Origin of the sequence: Streptomyces cavernicola (assembly GCF_029968035.1) — a bacterium.
GTDB lineage: Bacteria > Actinomycetota > Actinomycetes > Streptomycetales > Streptomycetaceae > Streptomyces > Streptomyces cavernicola.
This window is the reverse complement of record NZ_JASCIQ010000032.1, coordinates 17,971-34,449: the sequence shown is the minus strand read 5'-3', so window position 1 is coordinate 34,449 and position 16,479 is coordinate 17,971. Positions and strand designations below refer to the sequence as shown.

Annotated in this window: 15 protein-coding genes and 1 tRNA gene; 10 read left to right on the top strand and 6 right to left on the bottom strand. The window is 72.2% G+C overall.

From position 1 onward, the window contains the following. The first annotated feature begins 78 nt into the window (after positions 1-78). The 4 genes from QIS96_RS26690 (at position 79) to QIS96_RS26675 (ending at position 4,697) form a co-directional block, all read left to right on the top strand. Positions 79-483 (top strand): PPOX class F420-dependent oxidoreductase, encoded by a 405-nt coding sequence (locus QIS96_RS26690; protein WP_282545304.1) that lies wholly within the window; start codon positions 79-81, stop codon positions 481-483. 86 nt (positions 484-569) lie between these two features. Beyond that, the gene (cysS, locus tag QIS96_RS26685) at positions 570-1,985 is read left to right on the top strand and encodes a cysteine--tRNA ligase (protein WP_282545303.1); all 1,416 of its coding nucleotides are present in this window, start codon (positions 570-572) and stop codon (positions 1,983-1,985) included. Positions 1,986-2,079: 94 nt separating this feature from the next. Continuing rightward, positions 2,080-3,030, top strand: coding sequence for a 23S rRNA (guanosine(2251)-2'-O)-methyltransferase RlmB (rlmB, locus tag QIS96_RS26680; protein WP_282545302.1), 951 nt, complete (start codon positions 2,080-2,082; stop codon positions 3,028-3,030). 92 nt (positions 3,031-3,122) lie between these two features. Then, positions 3,123-4,697, top strand: coding sequence for a DoxX family protein (locus tag QIS96_RS26675; protein WP_282545301.1), 1,575 nt, complete (start codon positions 3,123-3,125; stop codon positions 4,695-4,697). A gap of 318 nt (positions 4,698-5,015) precedes the next feature. Here QIS96_RS26675 and QIS96_RS26670 read toward each other — a convergent pair whose 3' ends face one another. The 3 genes from QIS96_RS26670 to QIS96_RS26660 form a co-directional block, all read right to left on the bottom strand. Beyond that, positions 5,016-5,741, bottom strand: coding sequence for a nucleotidyltransferase family protein (locus QIS96_RS26670; RefSeq protein WP_282545300.1), 726 nt, complete (start codon positions 5,739-5,741; stop codon positions 5,016-5,018). Between the two features lie 33 nt (positions 5,742-5,774). Then, on the bottom strand, positions 5,775-6,185 hold the full coding sequence (locus QIS96_RS26665) for a hypothetical protein (protein WP_282545299.1): 411 nt from the start codon (positions 6,183-6,185) through the stop codon (positions 5,775-5,777). Positions 6,186-6,399: 214 nt separating this feature from the next. Next, positions 6,400-7,536, bottom strand: coding sequence for an ABC transporter ATP-binding protein (locus QIS96_RS26660; protein WP_282545298.1), 1,137 nt, complete (start codon positions 7,534-7,536; stop codon positions 6,400-6,402). Between the two features lie 370 nt (positions 7,537-7,906). Here QIS96_RS26660 and QIS96_RS26655 point away from each other — a divergent pair. Both QIS96_RS26655 and QIS96_RS26650 read left to right on the top strand, forming a co-directional pair. Beyond that, positions 7,907-7,980: transfer RNA gene (locus tag QIS96_RS26655), tRNA-Thr, on the top strand. A gap of 212 nt (positions 7,981-8,192) precedes the next feature. Further along, positions 8,193-10,421 carry an alpha-N-acetylglucosaminidase gene (locus QIS96_RS26650; protein WP_282545297.1) on the top strand — a complete coding sequence of 743 codons (2,229 nt, stop codon included), beginning with the start codon at positions 8,193-8,195 and terminating at the stop codon, positions 10,419-10,421. Here QIS96_RS26650 and QIS96_RS26645 read toward each other — a convergent pair. Continuing rightward, positions 10,375-11,250, bottom strand: coding sequence for a helix-turn-helix transcriptional regulator (locus QIS96_RS26645; protein WP_282545296.1), 876 nt, complete (start codon positions 11,248-11,250; stop codon positions 10,375-10,377). The genes QIS96_RS26650 and QIS96_RS26645 overlap by 47 nt on opposite strands. A gap of 103 nt (positions 11,251-11,353) precedes the next feature. Here QIS96_RS26645 and QIS96_RS26640 point away from each other — a divergent pair, with 103 nt between their 5' ends. Continuing rightward, positions 11,354-12,877, top strand: a complete 1,524-nt coding sequence (locus QIS96_RS26640) for an MFS transporter (RefSeq protein ID WP_282545295.1) — start codon at positions 11,354-11,356, stop codon at positions 12,875-12,877. A 62-nt stretch (positions 12,878-12,939) separates the two neighbouring features. Here the strand turns inward: QIS96_RS26640 and QIS96_RS26635 are convergent, their stop codons facing one another. Beyond that, positions 12,940-13,563, bottom strand: coding sequence for a LysE family translocator (locus QIS96_RS26635; protein WP_282545294.1), 624 nt, complete (start codon positions 13,561-13,563; stop codon positions 12,940-12,942). Positions 13,564-13,674: 111 nt separating this feature from the next. On the opposite strand from QIS96_RS26635, the gene QIS96_RS26630 reads away from it, so the two are divergent. Both QIS96_RS26630 and QIS96_RS26625 read left to right on the top strand, forming a co-directional pair. Then, on the top strand, positions 13,675-14,127 hold the full coding sequence (locus QIS96_RS26630) for an Lrp/AsnC family transcriptional regulator (protein ID WP_282545293.1): 453 nt from the start codon (positions 13,675-13,677) through the stop codon (positions 14,125-14,127). 162 nt (positions 14,128-14,289) lie between these two features. Next, positions 14,290-14,565, top strand: coding sequence for a hypothetical protein (locus tag QIS96_RS26625; RefSeq protein WP_282545292.1), 276 nt, complete (start codon positions 14,290-14,292; stop codon positions 14,563-14,565). 184 nt (positions 14,566-14,749) lie between these two features. Here the strand turns inward: QIS96_RS26625 and QIS96_RS26620 are convergent, their stop codons facing one another. After that, positions 14,750-15,430, bottom strand: a complete 681-nt coding sequence (locus QIS96_RS26620) for a DUF899 family protein (RefSeq protein ID WP_282545291.1) — start codon at positions 15,428-15,430, stop codon at positions 14,750-14,752. A gap of 231 nt (positions 15,431-15,661) precedes the next feature. On the opposite strand from QIS96_RS26620, the gene QIS96_RS26615 reads away from it, so the two are divergent. Next, on the top strand, positions 15,662-16,459 hold the full coding sequence (locus QIS96_RS26615) for a bestrophin-like domain (RefSeq protein WP_282545290.1): 798 nt from the start codon (positions 15,662-15,664) through the stop codon (positions 16,457-16,459). Positions 16,460-16,479 lie beyond the last annotated feature (20 nt).

Sequence of the window (16,479 nt, the reverse complement as noted above, 5' to 3'; positions counted from 1 at the left end):
GGGTACGGTGACAGCGCGGGGCGGGCTCTCCGCCCCGCGCACGACCGCCCACGGCAGTGACAACCGGAGGTCTCCCCGATGCCCGCTCAGCTCTCCGACGAGCTCAAGGCCCTGCTCGACTCCCCGGTCTTCATCACCGTCGCCACCATCCAGCCCGACGGCAGCCCGCAGGTCTCGCCGGTCTGGGTGAAGCGCGACGGGCACGACGTGCTGTTCTCCACGACCATCGACCGGCGCAAGGAGAAGAACCTGCGCCGCGACCCGCGGGTCAGCATCGTGGTGCAGCCCTTCGACGCCCCGTACTCGTACGCCGAGATCCGCGGCAGCGCCACGGTGACCAGCGAGGGCGGGCAGGAGCTCATCGACGAGCTCTCGCTGAAGTACACCGGCAAGCCGTACGCCGAGTTCAATCCGCACGCGGTCAGGGACGGCGAGCGCGTCGTGGTGCGGGTCACTCCGCGCAAGGTCGTCGGCCGGATCTGAGCGGTACGGCTCGACGTCCGTCACAAAGTGGCCCCGCTCCCGGGAAGGGTCGCGGGGCACTCCTTCCGGCCCACTACCCTTGATGCGTGACTATTCGCCTGTACGACACCAGCGCCCGGCAGATTCGCGATTTCACCCCGCTCACGCCGGGCTGTGTCTCGATCTACCTGTGTGGCGCGACCGTGCAGGCCGCCCCGCACATCGGGCACATCAGGTCGGGGCTCAACTTCGACATCATGCGCCGGTGGTTCGCGTACCGCGGCTATGACGTGACGTTCGTCCGCAACGTCACGGACATCGACGACAAGATCATCAAGAAGGCCGCCGATCAGGGCAGGCCGTGGTGGTCGATCGGGTACGAGAACGAGCGCGCCTTCAACGACGGATACGCCGCCCTCGGCTGCCTCCCGCCGACCTACGAGCCGCGTGCCACCGGGCACGTGACCGAGATGGTCGAGATGATGCGCGGCCTCATCGAGCGCGGCCACGCCTACGAGGCGGACGGGAACGTCTACTTCGACGTCCGCTCGTACGACGGATATCTGGAGCTCTCCAACCAGGAGCTCGACAACCTGCTCCAGCCGTCCGGCGAGGGCGAGACCGGCAAGCGGGACCCGCGGGACTTCGCCATGTGGAAGGCGGCGAAGCCGGGGGAGCCGAGCTGGGAGACGCCGTGGGGCCGGGGCCGTCCCGGCTGGCACCTGGAGTGCTCGGCGATGGCCCACAAGTACCTGGGCACCGCCTTCGACATCCACGGCGGCGGACTCGACCTGATCTTCCCGCACCACGAGAACGAGATCGCCCAGGCCAAGGCCTACGGCGACGACTTCGCCTCGTACTGGGTGCACAACGCCTGGGTGACCATGGCCGGGGACAAGATGTCGAAGTCCCTCGGCAACTCGGTGCTCGTGAGCGAGATGGTCAAGCAGTGGCGCCCGATCGTCCTGCGCTACTACCTCGGCACCCCGCACTACCGCTCGATGATCGAGTACAGCGAGGAGGCGCTGCGCGAGGCCGAGTCGGCGTTCGCGCGGATCGAGGGCTTCGTGCAGCGAGCCGGCGAGAAGGCGGGGAAGGCCGTCGCCCCCGCCGCCGAGGTGCCGCTCGCGTTCGCCGAGGCCATGGATGACGACCTCGGGGTGCCGCAGGCCCTCGCGATCGTGCACACGGCCGTCCGGCAGGGCAACTCGGCGCTCGCCGCGGACGACAAGGAGGCCGCCGTCGAGCGCCTCGCCGAGGTCCGCGCCATGCTCGGCGTCCTCGGGCTCGACCCGCTGGACGAGCACTGGGCCGGCGAGGCCGACCGCGGCGACGCTGTGCTCAATAAAAGCGTGCACGGCGTCGTCGACTCCCTCGTACGGCTCGTGCTCGAACAGCGCGAGTCCGCGCGGGCGCGCAAGGACTGGGCGACCGCCGACGCCATCCGCGACCAGCTCGGCCAGTCCGGGCTCGTCATCGAGGACAGCCCCGACGGACCGCGCTGGAGCCTCGGCCCCCGCTGAGCCCGCCGGGTCCGCCCGAGACTGGCCGCCCGGTCCGCCGGGCGGCACACTCACTTATACGTACGTACGCAGAGCTTCAGGAAACAGGTAGGTCATGGCCGGGAACAGCCAGCGCAGGAACCGCCGCACCAGCAACAAGAAGGGTGCGACGGTCGGCAGCGGTGGCCAGCGGCGTCGCGGCCTCGAGGGCAAGGGGCCGACGCCGCCCGCCGAGATGCGCAAGAAGCACAAGAAGAACCGCATCGCCAACGCCAAGGCGAAGCAGGCCGCCCGCCGTCCCGTCGCGCGCCGCGGCGGCAAGGGCACGTCCGAGCTGGTCGTCGGCCGCAACCCGGTCGTGGAGGCGCTGCGCGAGGGCGTGCCCGCCTCCACGCTCTACGTCCTGCAGTACATCGACAACGACGAGCGGGTGCGCGAGGCGCTGCAGCTCGTCGCCGAGCGCGGCGGCATCAACCTGATGGAGGCCCCGCGCGCCGAGCTCGACCGCATGACGAACGGCCTCAACCACCAGGGCCTCGTCCTGCAGGTCCCGCCGTACGAGTACGCGCACCCCTCGGACCTGGCGCACGCCGCGTTCGACGAGGGCGAGGACCCGCTGATCGTCGCCCTCGACGGCGTGACCGACCCGCGCAACCTCGGCGCCGTCGTCCGCTCCGTCTCCGCGTTCGGCGGGCACGGCGTGGTCGTGCCCGAGCGGCGCGCGGCCGGCATGACCGCCGGCGCGTGGAAGACCTCCGCGGGCACCGCGGCGCGTACGCCGGTGGCGCGTGCGACCAACCTGACGCGCGCCCTGGAGGCGTACAAGAAGGACGGGCTCGTCGTCGTGGGTCTCGCCGCCGACGGTGAGCACGAGGTCGGTGAACTCGCCGCCCTGGACGGCCCGGTGGTGATCGTGGTCGGCAGCGAGGGCAAGGGCCTGTCCCGACTCGTCGGCGAGACCTGCGACTTCAGGGTGAAGATCCCGATGCCGGGCGGCGCCGAGTCGCTGAACGCCGGTGTCGCCGCCGGTGTCGTGCTCTACGAGGCTGCGCGACGCCGGAGTTGATCCCTCCGGGGGCAGGCGGGGTGAGGCCTTGACGCGACCCGGACAGATCGGGGCGGTCAAGGCAGTGTCCTAAGCACTCATCACTCGGTTAGATGAGTGTGGACACCAGAACACCCCGCACGCCCGCAGGGGGAGGCCCGTCGGGATTCGACGACGGACCCGCGCTGAGCATGGTGAAGGTGCCGTGCGACCCGGCCCAGGTCATCGTCAATCACGCGAGCTTCCGCGTGCAGCTCCCCACGGCCCAGCAGACCCAGTCCCCGCGTATCGCACGGCAGTTGGCGCTCGCCGGGCTCGCAGCGGGCGTGCCCGCCGGAGCGGCGGCCGCCTCGGCCGGCACCGCCGCCGGGCGTCGGCGCGCCCCCGTCGTCTGGAGCGGCAAGTCCGTGCCCGGCGACCCGGGCGCCAGCGGCCTGCTGCAGGCTGTGCGCACCACCGGCGTGCAGCACGAGGCGTTCGGCGGCGACGGCTCCGACGGCGCGGCCACGCAGGTCATCCCGCGCGTCACCGAGGCCGCCCCGCCGCCGCATGTGATCGGCCCGCGCGAGCCCGAGGACAGCGACACCCGGATCCTGCCCCGCGTCCAGTCCTCCGGCAGCGTGTACGACGAAGAGGCCGAAGCGGCTTACGCGTACGAGGAGTTGGCGCGCGAGGAGGACGCCGAGGGCCGGCCGTCGCGCAGGCACGGCAACGACTCCGTGCGCCACGCGTACTACCCGGGGCGGCGGTTGAACCTCGGTGTGGTGCTGCTTCCGCTGCGCATCTTCCTCGGCTTCATCTCCATCTACGCCGGCATGGGCAAGCTCTGCGACCCCGTCTACTTCGACGGCGGCGAGCGCGGCTCCATGGTCAAGTGGCTGAATTCGCTGCACCCTTGGGCGCTCGCCGAGCCGATGCGGGACTGGGCGCTCGCGCACCCCGTCGGCGCCGGGCTCGTCATCGCCTTCCTGCAGGTCATCGTCGGCGTGCTGACCGTGCTCGGGCTCTGGCAGCGGGCGGCGGCCGTCGTCGGCGGGCTGCTCTCGGCCGCGCTGCTCGTCACGGTGAGCTGGAAGTCGGTGCCCGTCTACGACGCGCCGGACATCATCTACCTCGCCGCGTGGAGCCCGCTGATCATCGCGGGTGCGCCGGTGTACTCCGTGGACGGCTGGCTCGCCAGCGAGGCCTGGCGGCGGCTCGGTCCGCGCGCCGGGCTGTGGGAGCTGCGGCGCCGGGTGCTGCGGCGCGGGTTCCTGGTCGGCACCGTGGTCGTCGGACTCACCCTGCTCGTCGGCTCGTTGCTGGGCGGCGCGGTGCGGGACGCGGACCGGGTGAGGGCACCCGGGCCCGGGGAGTCGCCGCGCAACGAGCAGCCGGGTTCGCCGCTGCCGACGGAGCCCAAGGAGCGGCGTACGGAGCGGCAGACGCCGTCCGCCACGACCGGGGCCCCGACGCAGGGCAACACGTCCACGCCGCCGTCCGCGCCCGCGTCCACGCCCGGTACGGCGAGCGAGTCCGGCTCTGTCGACAGCCAGCCGAGCGAGACCGCGGGGACGGGGCAGCAGCAGCCCCCGCCGCAGGAGTCGGCCCCGCCGTCTACCAGCAGCGGGCCCACGTCCAGTGGGGGCACGGGCAGCGGGGGTTCGGGGAGCGAGGAGCCGGGGCTTGTCGGGGGGTTGCTGGGGTAGGGGGTTCCTTCCCCTCCCGGCCCCTTCCCCTCCCGGCCCCTTCCCGGCAGTGTCCGATATGCGGCTGCCATCGCGTGGCCTGCCCGGAGGGCCTCCTCAAACGCGGGAGGCCCTCCGGGCTCGACTTCGGCTGTCGCGCCATGGCGCTGTGCCCACCCTCCCCCAAGCTCTCGGCTTCGCTCGAGCAGGGGGGACCCCCATCGCCGTGCGGAACGCCTGCCCACAGCGGGGTGGGGGACGTGCCTCGACAGGGGCGCGGGGAACTGCGCGAGCGGCCACGACGGCGCGGCAGCCGAACGACGACAAGAGCACGGGGGCTCAACGCCCGTGTGCGGCAAGCTCCTTGGCTGCCTCGGTGAGGTCCTTCGCCGTGTCGATGGCTCGCCAGTACGCGCCCTGCGGCAGCGGGTAGCCGGCCAGGCGACGCCCGCGGGCGAGGCGGGGGAACGTAGTGCGTTCGTGGTCGCCGCGGTCGGGAAGCAGCTCGGCGAACTCGGGTGCGAAGACGTAGACGCCCGCGTTGATCTCGTACGAGACGCGTGGGGACTCGATGAAGTCCGTGATGTGGCCGAAGGCGTCGGTCTCGACGGCGCCCCAGGGGAGGCGGGGGCGGGCCAGGGCGAGCGTCGCGGTGGCGTCCCGCTCGGTGTGGAAGGCGGCCATCTCGCGCAGCGGGAAACGGGTCCAGATGTCGCCGTTCGTCGCGTACCAGGCGCGGTCCGGGTGCGGCAGGCGGGCGGCCGCGTACTTGAGTCCGCCGCCGCGGCCGAGCGGCTCCTCCTCGACCACCGTCGTGACCCGCAGGGGGAGTTCGGCCGCCGCCAGCCAGTCCTGGAGGACGCCGGCGAGGTGGCCGCAGGAGATGACGACGTCGGTGACGCCCTCGGCGGCGAGCCAGGAAAGCTGATGGCCGATGATCGGGACCCCGGTTCCGGGGATCTCGACCATCGGCTTCGGTCGGTCGTCGGTGTACGGGCGCAGCCGGGAGCCTTGGCCTCCGGCGAGGATCACGGCCTGTACGGGTGTGGGGTGCGGGTCGGTCATGCCCGCACCCTAGGCAGTTCTTCCGCGGACGGGTCAGACCGACTGGGCCACGCCCGTCGCGAAGGCCGTGTCGCAGACCGGGCGGGCGAAGGACTGGGCGCGGCTCGGGCCGTACTGGCGGACGGCGGCGCGGCCGAGGGCGCGGGCGATCCAGGCGCAGTGCTTGGCGAGGGACGGGCGGGCGTCGACCTCCTGCTGGAGTTTGGTGAGGGCGATGCCCGGGTTCTTCTCCTGCAGTTCGAGGAGGAGCCGGTCGCGCAGCGCTTCCTGTGGGGCGCGCGTGGTCTTGGCGGGCGAGGAGACGTCCTCTGCCGACGCGGTGAGCACCGACTGCGAGCCACCCGACCAGTTGACCCGGGTGACCGCGAGCGTCCCGGACAGGACGAGGACGACGGGGAGGACAAGAGCGAGGGTTCGGCCGATTCGGCGGGCGCTTTGGTTCACGTGCGTGAGCGTAGCGGTCAGTGATGATTTGGAGACATTTGGTCACCGGAACGGGCGACGGTTCGAGGGAAAATTTCGAATAGCGTGTTGACGTACTAGATCCGAAATGGGCTTTGTGCCGGGGTATTTGTCGACTCGGTGGCCGTGCGGAGCAGTCGGTACGCGGACGGCCCCGCACCGAAGTGCGGGGCCGGGAACGCGAGTTGGCTGGGCGTCAGTCGCTGAGGCGCTCGCCGCTGGACGTGGCGAAGACGTGGGTCTCGCCGGGGCGCGGCACCACGTGCAGCTGGGAGCCCTTCTCGGGCACGGAGCGGCCGTTGACCCGGACGACCAGGTCCTTGGCCGCGCCGCCGACCTCGGCGGTGCCGTACACGTAGCCGTCGGCGCCGAGTTCCTCCACGACGTTCACCGTGATGGCGAGGCCGGCGGGGGCGTCGGCGCTGTCCTTGCTCAGCGACTTGGCGGCCTCGCCGTTCTGCTCGACCACGTCGAAGTGCTCGGGGCGGACGCCGACGGTGACGGTACGGTCGCCCTTGTCGGCGGCGGCGGTGAGGGCCTCGCGGTTCACCGGCACGACCGAGTTGCCGAACTTCACGCCGCCGTCGGTGATCGGGACCTCGACCAGGTTCATCGCGGGGGAGCCGATGAAGCCGGCGACGAAGAGGTTGGCCGGGCGGTCGTACATGTTGCGCGGCGAGTCCACCTGCTGGAGCAGACCGTCCTTGAGCACGGCCACGCGGTCGCCCATCGTCATGGCCTCGACCTGGTCGTGCGTGACGTACACCGTGGTGATGCCGAGGCGGCGCTGGAGCGAGGCGATCTGCGTACGGGTCGAGACGCGGAGCTTGGCGTCCAGGTTGGACAGCGGCTCGTCCATGAGGAAGACCTGCGGCTCGCGGACGATGGCGCGGCCCATCGCGACGCGCTGCCGCTGACCGCCGGAGAGCGCCTTGGGCTTGCGGCCCAGGTACTCGGTGAGGTCGAGGATCTTCGCCGCGTCCTCGACCTTCTGCCGGATCTCGGCCTTCGGGACGCCCGCGATCTTGAGCGCGAAGCCCATGTTGTCGGCGACCGTCATGTGCGGGTAGAGCGCGTAGTTCTGGAACACCATGGCGATGTCCCGGTCCTTGGGCGGCAGATGCGTGACGTCGCGCTCGCCGATGCGGATCGCACCGCCGTTGACGTCCTCGAGGCCTGCGAGCATGCGCAGGGAGGTCGACTTTCCGCAGCCGGAGGGACCGACGAGGACGAGGAACTCGCCGTCCTCGATCTCGATGTCCAGGCCGTCCACCGCGGGCTTGTCGGAGCCCGGGTAGATGCGTGTCGCCTTGTCGAACGTGACAGAAGCCATGGCTGTGAAGCCCCCTTCACCGGCAGGAACGTGCCGGACGATCCGAGTAAAGGTGGTGCCGCCGCGCCGCGTCGTTGCGGTGCGGCGGTGTACGACGTCCAGAGGTGTAGACGTCGAGAGGTGTGGACCGGCCGGGGCCGGACTGGCTGTGACAGTACCCGGAGGGCTTGGCGGTGTCAGCAGTCCGGCGGCCGGGAATTCCGACAGCTCGTACGGGGCCTGCCCGCCGCCCTTGTCCTCTGTGCCTTCCAGGAGTGCCCTCGGGGCGGCGCCTCGTCCAGGCACCGTCCGTGCATCGTCCGTGGCCCGCGGGGACGCGCCCTGTGTAAAGTGTGGAAACCGCCGCGCCCGCTCACCCGCCCGCGGCCGCGCCTCCTTAGCTCAGATGGCCAGAGCAACGCACTTGTAATGCGTAGGTCGTCGGTTCGAATCCGACAGGGGGCTCAACCGGACCCAGGTCAGACACCGTCTGACCTGGGGTTTTCTCTTGCTTGATGCGGCGACGGCGGCGGGCGCGTGCGGCTCTGGGGACCCGTGCGACGCCGGGTGCCGGCCGGCCGGAATGTCCAAGCGCTCGCCCCGTCCGTACATGGACCCGGCGCAGCAAGCACGGTGAGGGTGGTGGGCGTTCCGCTTCCGCTGCTTCGGAGGGCCCCATGCCGCTGTCGCGCCGTACGCTCCTCGCCTCGCTCGCCCTCACCGCATCCGGAGCCGGTGTCGCCGCCGGTTCGACGGGCGCCGCGGCCCGGGAAGGCGGGGAGGCCGGGCGGGCTGTCGGGCGGTTGCTGCCGGGCCACAAGGATCAGGTGGAGTTCCGGGAGGCCGAGCGGCGGCCCGGGGGAGTGGACTGGTTCCGGGTCTCCGGGGGTGAGGGGGCGATCGTCGTCGAGGGTACCTCGCCCGCCGTTCAACTCACCGGACTCCACTGGTACTTGCGGCACGCCGCGCGGGCCTCGTTCTCCTGGAACGGTGCGCAGACCCGGCTGTCGGCGCGGCTGCCCGCCGTGGCCGAGCCGGTGGAGCGTACGGCGAACGTCCGGCACCGCTTCGTCTTCAACGACACCAACGAGGGCTACAGCGGCCCCTACCGCACCTGGGGCCAGTGGGAGCGCACCCTCGACGTGCTCGCCCTGCACGGCTACAACGAGGTGTTCCTCTCCCTCGGCGCGGACGCCGTCTACCACCGGGCCTTCCAGGACTTCGGGTACACCGACGCCGAACTCCGCGCGTGGATACCGGGACCGGCCCACCAGCCGTGGTGGCTGCTGCAGAACATGTCCGGCTTCGGCGGCCCCGTGTCCCGGCAACTCCTCGACGCGCGCGCCGCGTTGGCCCGCCGCGTCGCCGACCGTGCCCGTGCGCTCGGCATGACGCCCGTGCTGCCCGGCTACTTCGGCACCGTCCCGCCGGGCTTCGCCGACCGCAACCCGGGCGCCCGTACCGTCCCGCAGGGCGACTGGGTCGGCTTCCGGCGGCCTGACTGGCTGGACCCGCGCGGCGAGGTCTTCGCCCGTGTCGCCGCCCGCTTCTACGCCGTGCAGGGCGAACTCCTCGGCACGAGCGGCATGTACAAGATGGACCTGCTGCACGAGGGCGGGCAGGCCGGGGACGTGCCCGTCGGCGAGGCGGCCAGGGCCGTCGAGGCCGCGCTGCGGACCGCGCGGCCGAACGCCGTGTGGGCCATGCTCGGCTGGCAGAACAACCCGCGCAAGGAGATCCTCGACGCCGTCGACCGGGACCGGGTGTTCGTCGTGGACGGCCTCTCCGACCGGTTCCCCACCGTCACCGACCGGGAGGCCGACTGGGGCGGAACGCCGTACGCCTTCGGCTCCATCTGGAACTTCGGCGGCCACACCGCCATGGGCGCCAACACCCCCGACTGGGCCGAGCTGTACGAGAAGTGGCGCACCGAGCCGGGCAGCGCCCTCGACGGCATCGCCCTCATGCCCGAGGGCGCCGACAACAACCCGGCCGCCCTCGCACTCTTCAGCGACCTCGCCTGGACCGAGGGGCGGGTGGACCTCGCCGACTGGTTCGCCGAGTGGCCCGCCTACCGGTACGGCACAGGGCCCGGCGGGCGGCCCGACCCGCAGGCCGTCGCAGCCTGGGACGTGCTGCGCCGCACCGCGTACGGCACCACCCGCGCCGACTCCTGGAGCGAGCCGCACGACGGCCTCTTCGCCGCCCGCCCGAGCCTCACCGCGCGCAGCGCCGCCGCCTGGTCGCCGCAGCAACTCCGGTACGACGCCGAGGAGTTCGCCCGCGCCCTGCCCGCGCTCCTGGCCGTCGACCCCGCGCTGCGCGGCGGCTCCGGCTACCGCTACGACCTGCTCGACGTCACCCGCCAGGTCCTCTCCCACCGCTCCCGGCAGCTGCTGCCCGAGATCCGTGCGGCGTACGAGACGAAGGACCGGGGCCGCTTCGCCGAGCTGACCGGTGAGTGGTTCCGGTGGCTCGACCTCCTTGAGAAGGCCGTCGCCACCGACGCGGGCCACCTCCTCGGCCGGTGGACCGCCGAGGCCCGCGCCTGGGGCGCCACCCGCGAGGAGCGGGACCGGCTCGCCTACGACGCCGAGTCCCTGCTCACCGTCTGGGGCACCCGGCAGGGCGCGAACGACGGCGGGCTTCGCGACTACGCCAACCGCGAGTGGTCCGGGCTCGTCTCCGGCCTGTACGCGCTGCGCTGGCGCACGTACTTCGACGAACTGGCCGCCGCGCTCGCCGAGAACCGCGCGCCGAGGCAGCAGGACTGGTACGCGCTGGAGGAGGAGTGGCTGCGCGGCCATCCCCCGTACGCCACCGAGCCCACCGGCGACATCGTCCGGGTCGCCGAGGAGGTCAGGGACGAACTGGGCCTTCATGCTCCGGGTCTTGACCGGGGGTGATTCGGGCCAAGGCCCGCACCGCGTCGGCGGAGGCCGGGTCATTCGCGGTGTAGATCTCCACCCGGTGGTCGGGGCTCTCGGGCTGGAGCCACACCTGGTAGTCCACGTCCAGGGCGCCGACGGTGGGGTGCCGCAGCCGCATGGCCCCGACGGTGCAGTCGGCGACCTCGCCGGCGGCCCACATCGTCGCGAAGTCGTCGCTGCGCATGGTGAGTTCGCCGATCAGGCCGGCGAGCCGGGCGTCGGTCGGATAGCGGCCCGCGGTGAGCCGCAGATAGGCGACGTGGACGCGGGCCAGCTCGGTCCAGTTGTCGTACATGGCGCGGGTCTGCGGGTCGAGGAAGAACATGCGGGGGATCGACGGACGCCGCTCCGGGGCGTGCGGCGCGTCGTGGGGGAGGTGCTCGGCGACGAGCGCGTGCCCGGTGCGGTTCCACGCGAGCACGTCCCCGCGCCTGCCGAGGACGATCGCGGGCATGGCCTCGTCGAGCGACTCCAGGAGCGTGAGGACCCGCCGGTGCGGCTCCTCCACGGGCGGTTCGGCCAGGCCGGAACTCGCGGACTGCCGGGCGAGGTTGTGCAGGTGGGCGGTCTCCACCGGGTCGAGCCCGAGCACCCGGGCCAGCGCGTCGAGCACCTGCTCGGACGCCGACTCGGCCTGGCCCTGCTCCAGGCGCGTGTAGTACCCGGCGCTCACTCCGGCGAGCTGGGCGAGCTCCTCGCGCCTGAGACCGGGGACCCGGCGGGAGGTGCCGTAGGTACGCAGACCGATCTCGGCCGGAGTGACCCGGTCGCGGCGGCTCTTCAGGAACGTTCCGAAGCTGTCCATGCCGTCGAGGCTAGATCGCCGCCGGAGTCCGTGGGTGCACCTGTCAGGTGTACCCATGGCATGGGGATGGCTGTCGTACGCGCTGTGCCGGAACGTCGGCGGTATGACTCGACAGCGTGCGCACACCCCGTCCGAACTGCGGTCCTGGCTGGGGCTCTTGGTGATCCTCGGGCCGGTGCTCCTGGTCTCGATGGACGGCTCGATCCTGTTCCTCGCGATGCCCCGCATCAGCCAGGCCCTCTCGCCGACCGCCGACCAGGCCCTGTGGATCCTCGACGTGTACGGCTTCGCCGTGGGCTCCCTCCTGATCGCCTTCGGCAGCCTCGGCGACCGTTACGGCCGCCTGAAGCTCCTGATGGCCGGCGCGACCGTGTTCGGCATCGGCTCCGCCGGGGCGGCGTTCGCGCCGAGCCCTGAACTCCTCGTCGCCTGGCGGGCGTTGATGGGGGTGGCCGGGGCGACCCTGCTGCCGTCGGCGCTCGCGGTGCTGAGCGAACTCTTCCCCGACCCGAGGCGGCGCGCCCGCGCCATCGGGATCTTCGCCGCCGCGTTCGCGGCCGGGTTCGCCGTCGGCCCGATCGCGGGCGGCGCCCTGCTCGGGCAGTTCTGGTGGGGCTCGGTGTTCCTGGTCAACCTGCCGGTGATCGCCCTGTTCCTGCTGTTCGCGCCGGTCCTCCTGCGCGAGGTGCGGGCGGGCGGGACCGGCCGCGTCGACCTGCTCAGCGTGGCGGCCTCCGCCGGGGGCCTGCTGCTCACGATCTACGGCGTCAAGCACCTGGCCGCGGACGGCTTCTCGACCCTGCCGGTCGTGACGGGGCTCCTCGGCCTCGCGGTCCTGACGTTCTTCGTGCTCCGCCAGCGCCGCCTCGAACACCCGCTGATCGACTTCTCCCTGTTCCGCGACCGCACCTTCACCGTCGCGATAGTCACCGGGCTGCTGCCGCTCGCGGCCTGGTCGGCGGCGGCGTACCTGTCCGGCGTCTACCTGCAGTCCGTCCTCGGCCTGAGCGTCCTGCACGCGGCGCTGCTCGCGCTGCCCGGTGCGGCGGTCCTCACCCTCACCTGCATCGTCACGCCCGCCTTCGTCGACCGCATCGGCAAGCGGACCGCGCTCGTCGTCTGCCACTTCACCGTCGCGGGCGGCCTGCTCCTGCTTCTGCCCGTCACCGTCGACGGCGGCATCGGCTGGTACGTGGCCTCGACGGTGATCGCCGGAGTGGGGTACGGCATCTCGTTCAGCGTCGTCGCCGACACCGCGGTCGGCGCGGTCCCCGCGGAGCGTGCGGGGTCGGCCGGCGCGATCGCGGAGACCGGCAACGAGATCGGCAACGCCCTCGGCATCGCGGTCCTCGGCTCGCTCGCCGCGCTTGTCTTCCGCCTGCAGGGGCCGGACCTCGCGCCCACCCTGGACGAGACGCTCCAGCTGCCGGACCTCGTGCCCGCGGCGCTCCAGGAGGCGAAGGGCGCCTTCGTCACCGGCCTGCACGCCGCCGTAGCCGTGGCCGCCGCGCTGCACGCCGCACTCGGGGCCGCCGCCCTGCGCCTGCTCCCCGGTGCGACCGCCGAAGAGCCCGAGCACGAAGAAACGGCTGAGGTCGCGTCCGCCCAACTGGCAGGCAGGGCCTGATGGTTCGCGGTGGCGGTTCGCGCCGGCGGTGCGCGGTGGCGGTGCGCGGTGGCGGTTCGGGCTCAGGCGAGCAGCAGCCGTTCCACCAGGAGCAGCGCGCCGATGCCGATCATCAGGACGCCGGAGGCGCGGGTGACGGCGCGGGCCGCCGCGGGGCGGGTGCTGAGGACGGTGCGGGCCAGGACGCCGACGCCGAGGTAGACGACGGCGCACGCGATCAGGTGGAACGTGCTGAGCAGCCCCGTCTGCGCGGCCACCGGCCAGCCCGTCTCGGGGTCGAGGAACTGCGGGAACAGCGAGAAGTACAGGAGCAGCGCCTTCGGGTTGAGGCCGCTGATCCCCGCGCCCTTGAGCATGACCCGCGTACGGGAGGAGCCCGCCGTCTCCCCGTCCGCGGCCGTCACCTCGGCGGGCCGGCGCAGCATGGTGCAGCCGAGCCACAGCAGGTAGCAGGACCCGGCGAGGGTGAGCGCGGTGAGCAGGTTCGGCGAGTTCGCCACGAGCACCGCGAGGCCCGCGACGGCCAGGAGCGCGTACGCCGCGTGCCCCGCTATCAGCCCCGCGACCGCCGGCACGACCGACCGCCCGCGCAGCCCCGCCCCGATCGCGTACGCCCAGTCGGCGCCCGGTGTGAACACCAGCAGGAGGTCCACGGCCAGGAATGCGGCCAGGGTGGTCGTGTCCATCGATCGTTCCTTCTCACGTGCGTCGGTACGTGAGGAAGAGTAGGGACGATCTGCCCGAAAGTGTTCCCGTAATTCCCCCGCCTTCTCGACATCCGGGGGAGAATCTTCTCCATGGACGCCATGGACCGGAAGATTCTTACCGAGCTGCAGTTGGACGGCCGTCTCACGGTCACCGAGCTGGCCGCGCGCGTGCGGCTGAGCGTGTCGCCCTGCCACCGCCGGCTGCGCGACCTGGAGCGCCAGGGCGCGATCCGCGGCTACCGCGCCGTCGTGGACCCGGCCGCGGTCGGCCTCGACTTCGAGGCGCTGGTGTTCGTCACCCTGCGCTGGGAGGACGCCGACACGGTCACCGCCTTCGAGGAGGCCGTGGCCGCCGTGCCGCACGTCCTCCAGGCCCAGCGCCTCTTCGGCGAGCCCGACTACCTGCTGCGCGTGGCCACCACCGACCTGACCGCGTTCCAGGAGTTGTACGACCAGCGGCTGGCCCGTCTGCCGGGGGTGCAGCGCCTGACGTCGACGCTGGTCATGAAGAACGTCGTGGCCGACCGGGCGCTGCCGGAGTAGCCGCAGCCGTCGCCGTACGCGGAGCCGTGTGGCTGTGGCAGTGGCAGTGGCCGTGGCTGTGGTCGCGGGATCGGGCCGGTGTCGGACCCGCGTGCGATTCTTGAAGGAGGGCCCCTTCCGCGGCGGCGGAGAGGGAGCAGGGGTCCCCGGGAGAGATGCGTGATGACGCGAAACCACCATTTCCACCTCGACATCGCGGGCCACTCGGTGACGGTGAACGTCCACAACGGGCACCGCGTCATCGCCGAGCTCCTGGTGGACGGCAAGGTGACCGATCACCAGGAGACGCGGGGGAGCCGGCCCCTGCTCCTGAACGGCGAGCTGGCGGACGAGCCCGCCCGGCCCGTAGGGGTGCGGATCCTGCCGGGGCCGGGGGTGCCGCGCTGCACCGCGCTGATCGACGGCGCGGAGGAGCTGATGTCGCCCCGCGCCTTCTGACCGCGCCTTCTGACCGGGCCTGCCGACCGGGCCTGCTGACCGCGCCTTCTGGCCGGGCCTGCTGACCGGGCCTGCCGACCGGGCCTGCTGACCGCGCCTTCTGGCCGGGCCTGCTGAAGCCCAGGGGAGCCGGGGGAGCCCCCGCCCGGGATACGGCCTAGGGGGTGTCTCGGGGAGACGCCCCCTAGTAGTCGAGCCCCGCGTACCAGTCGCCCCGGCCGCCGCGGGTGAGGTCGAGCAGGTGCCAGACGGGGCTGAGCAGATCGATGCCGCGCTCGTCGATGTCGTCGGACATACGGGGGTGCGTCGAGTAGACGTGGCGTACGGACCCGTCGTCGTCGCGGGTGAACACCGAGACCGTCGAGTCCTGGTTGCCGTCCGCGTCCTCGCTGCCGAGGTCGTACTTGAAAGCGCCGCCCGCCGCGCTGAGCAGCCGCAGCTCCGTCCACCGGCGGTCGCGGGCGTGCGCGCGGAGCGCGGGCAGGCCGGCCGCGGCGACGATCGCGAGGTCCACGTTCTGCGCGAGGTGGCGGGCCACACCGTTGAAGCCGTCGCACCACATCGTGCACATGGGGCACGGCTCGGTCTGCCGCTTGCCGTACATCAGGTGGTAGACGACGAGCTCGCGTCCGGGCCGGGTGAACAGCTCACTCAGCCGCACGGACCGGGCCGGGGCGTCGCCGGCGGCCAGGTCGGCGGGGCCCTCCTCGAACACGTAGTCCTCGACGACGGGCCCCGGCGGCAGCTCGCGGCGCAGGGCGGCGACGCGTTCGCGGTGGCGCATCAGCTCGACCTCCGCCTGCCGCAGCTCCTCGCGGGCGCGCATGTAGTCGGCGGATTCCGAGGTGAGGTTGGTCTGACGCATCGCTGCTCCCTGCTCCCTGCTCACTGTGCGCTGACTGCTTGTGGCCTTCTGCCGCCCCCTGCTCCACCGTAGGGCGGCGCCCGGGGCTCGGCAGGTGCAGCAAGCCGCGTCCCTCGATCGTGCGGGAACAAACGTCCGGCCTCGGTGCGCTGCCGCCCCCACGGGCAAGATCAACAAGCCCCTCGAACCGGGGCCCCTCCCCGTACGCACTGTTACTGAAGGCGGCCGCTCGTGGTCCTCGTCATCGTCATCGCCGTGCTCGCACTCCTCGCCGGTCTCGCCGCCAACCGCTGGCTGCGGCCCCGGCTCGTCTCCGACAACGACGACGGCATGGCCGTGAAGGACCTCGTCGGCCCGCTCCTCACCCTGACCGTGCTGCTGCTCGCCTTCGTCCTCGTCACGGCCTCGGGCTCGTACGGCAAGGCCGAGGTCGCCTCGCGCGGGGAGGCGCGGGCCGTCGACAAGATCGTGGAGATCGCGGAGTACGCGCCCGCGGGCCCGAAGGCCCGCATCCAGGCCGACGCGGTCTGCTACTCGCGGGCCGTACGCACCCAGGAGTGGCCCGCGATGGCGGACGGCAAGAGCTCGCCCGCGCCCAGCGTCTGGTCCACCGACCTGCGGAAGACCTTCCGGCCGCTGCAGGGCGAGCCGTCCTTCGGCATGCTGGTCGCCGCGGACAACGAGCGTTCGGAGGAGCGCGAGGAGCGGCTGACACAGGCCACGCCGAGCGTTCCCAGCGCCATTCTGTGGTTCCTGCTGATCACCCTGACCGTCACCGTGGTCGCCCTCGGCGTCTGCCTGCCCCGCCGGAACAACCGCGGCCAGATCATGACCCTCGTGGTGATCACAGGGCTGCTCACCACGACGCTGTGCATCATCCGCGACGTCGACCGCCCCTTCGGCGGCATCACCGACGTCGACCCGACCGCCATCACCGAGACGGAGCGCCAGGCGACCCGCGACTACACCGCCCACCACGGCCTGGCCGGCCTGCCCTGCGACGAGAACGGCAACCGCAAGACCGCTTGATCGCTTCGTGCACCTGCTGT

Bases quoted from the DNA above. Each gene is read 5' to 3' on its own strand.
- QIS96_RS26640 (WP_282545295.1), top strand. From the start codon at position 11,354: ATGACTCGACAGCGTGCGCACACCCCGTCCGAACTGCGGTCCTGGCTG.
- QIS96_RS26690 (WP_282545304.1), top strand. From the start codon at position 79: ATGCCCGCTCAGCTCTCCGACGAGCTCAAGGCCCTGCTCGACTCCCCG.
- QIS96_RS26645 (WP_282545296.1), bottom strand. From the start codon at position 11,250: ATGGACAGCTTCGGAACGTTCCTGAAGAGCCGCCGCGACCGGGTCACT.
- rlmB (WP_282545302.1), top strand. From the start codon at position 2,080: ATGGCCGGGAACAGCCAGCGCAGGAACCGCCGCACCAGCAACAAGAAG.
- QIS96_RS26630 (WP_282545293.1), top strand. From the start codon at position 13,675: ATGGACGCCATGGACCGGAAGATTCTTACCGAGCTGCAGTTGGACGGC.
- QIS96_RS26670 (WP_282545300.1), bottom strand. From the start codon at position 5,741: ATGACCGACCCGCACCCCACACCCGTACAGGCCGTGATCCTCGCCGGA.
- QIS96_RS26650 (WP_282545297.1), top strand. From the start codon at position 8,193: ATGCCGCTGTCGCGCCGTACGCTCCTCGCCTCGCTCGCCCTCACCGCA.
- QIS96_RS26625 (WP_282545292.1), top strand. From the start codon at position 14,290: ATGACGCGAAACCACCATTTCCACCTCGACATCGCGGGCCACTCGGTG.
- QIS96_RS26660 (WP_282545298.1), bottom strand. From the start codon at position 7,536: ATGGCTTCTGTCACGTTCGACAAGGCGACACGCATCTACCCGGGCTCC.
- QIS96_RS26675 (WP_282545301.1), top strand. From the start codon at position 3,123: ATGAGTGTGGACACCAGAACACCCCGCACGCCCGCAGGGGGAGGCCCG.
- QIS96_RS26635 (WP_282545294.1), bottom strand. From the start codon at position 13,563: ATGGACACGACCACCCTGGCCGCATTCCTGGCCGTGGACCTCCTGCTG.
- QIS96_RS26620 (WP_282545291.1), bottom strand. From the start codon at position 15,430: ATGCGTCAGACCAACCTCACCTCGGAATCCGCCGACTACATGCGCGCC.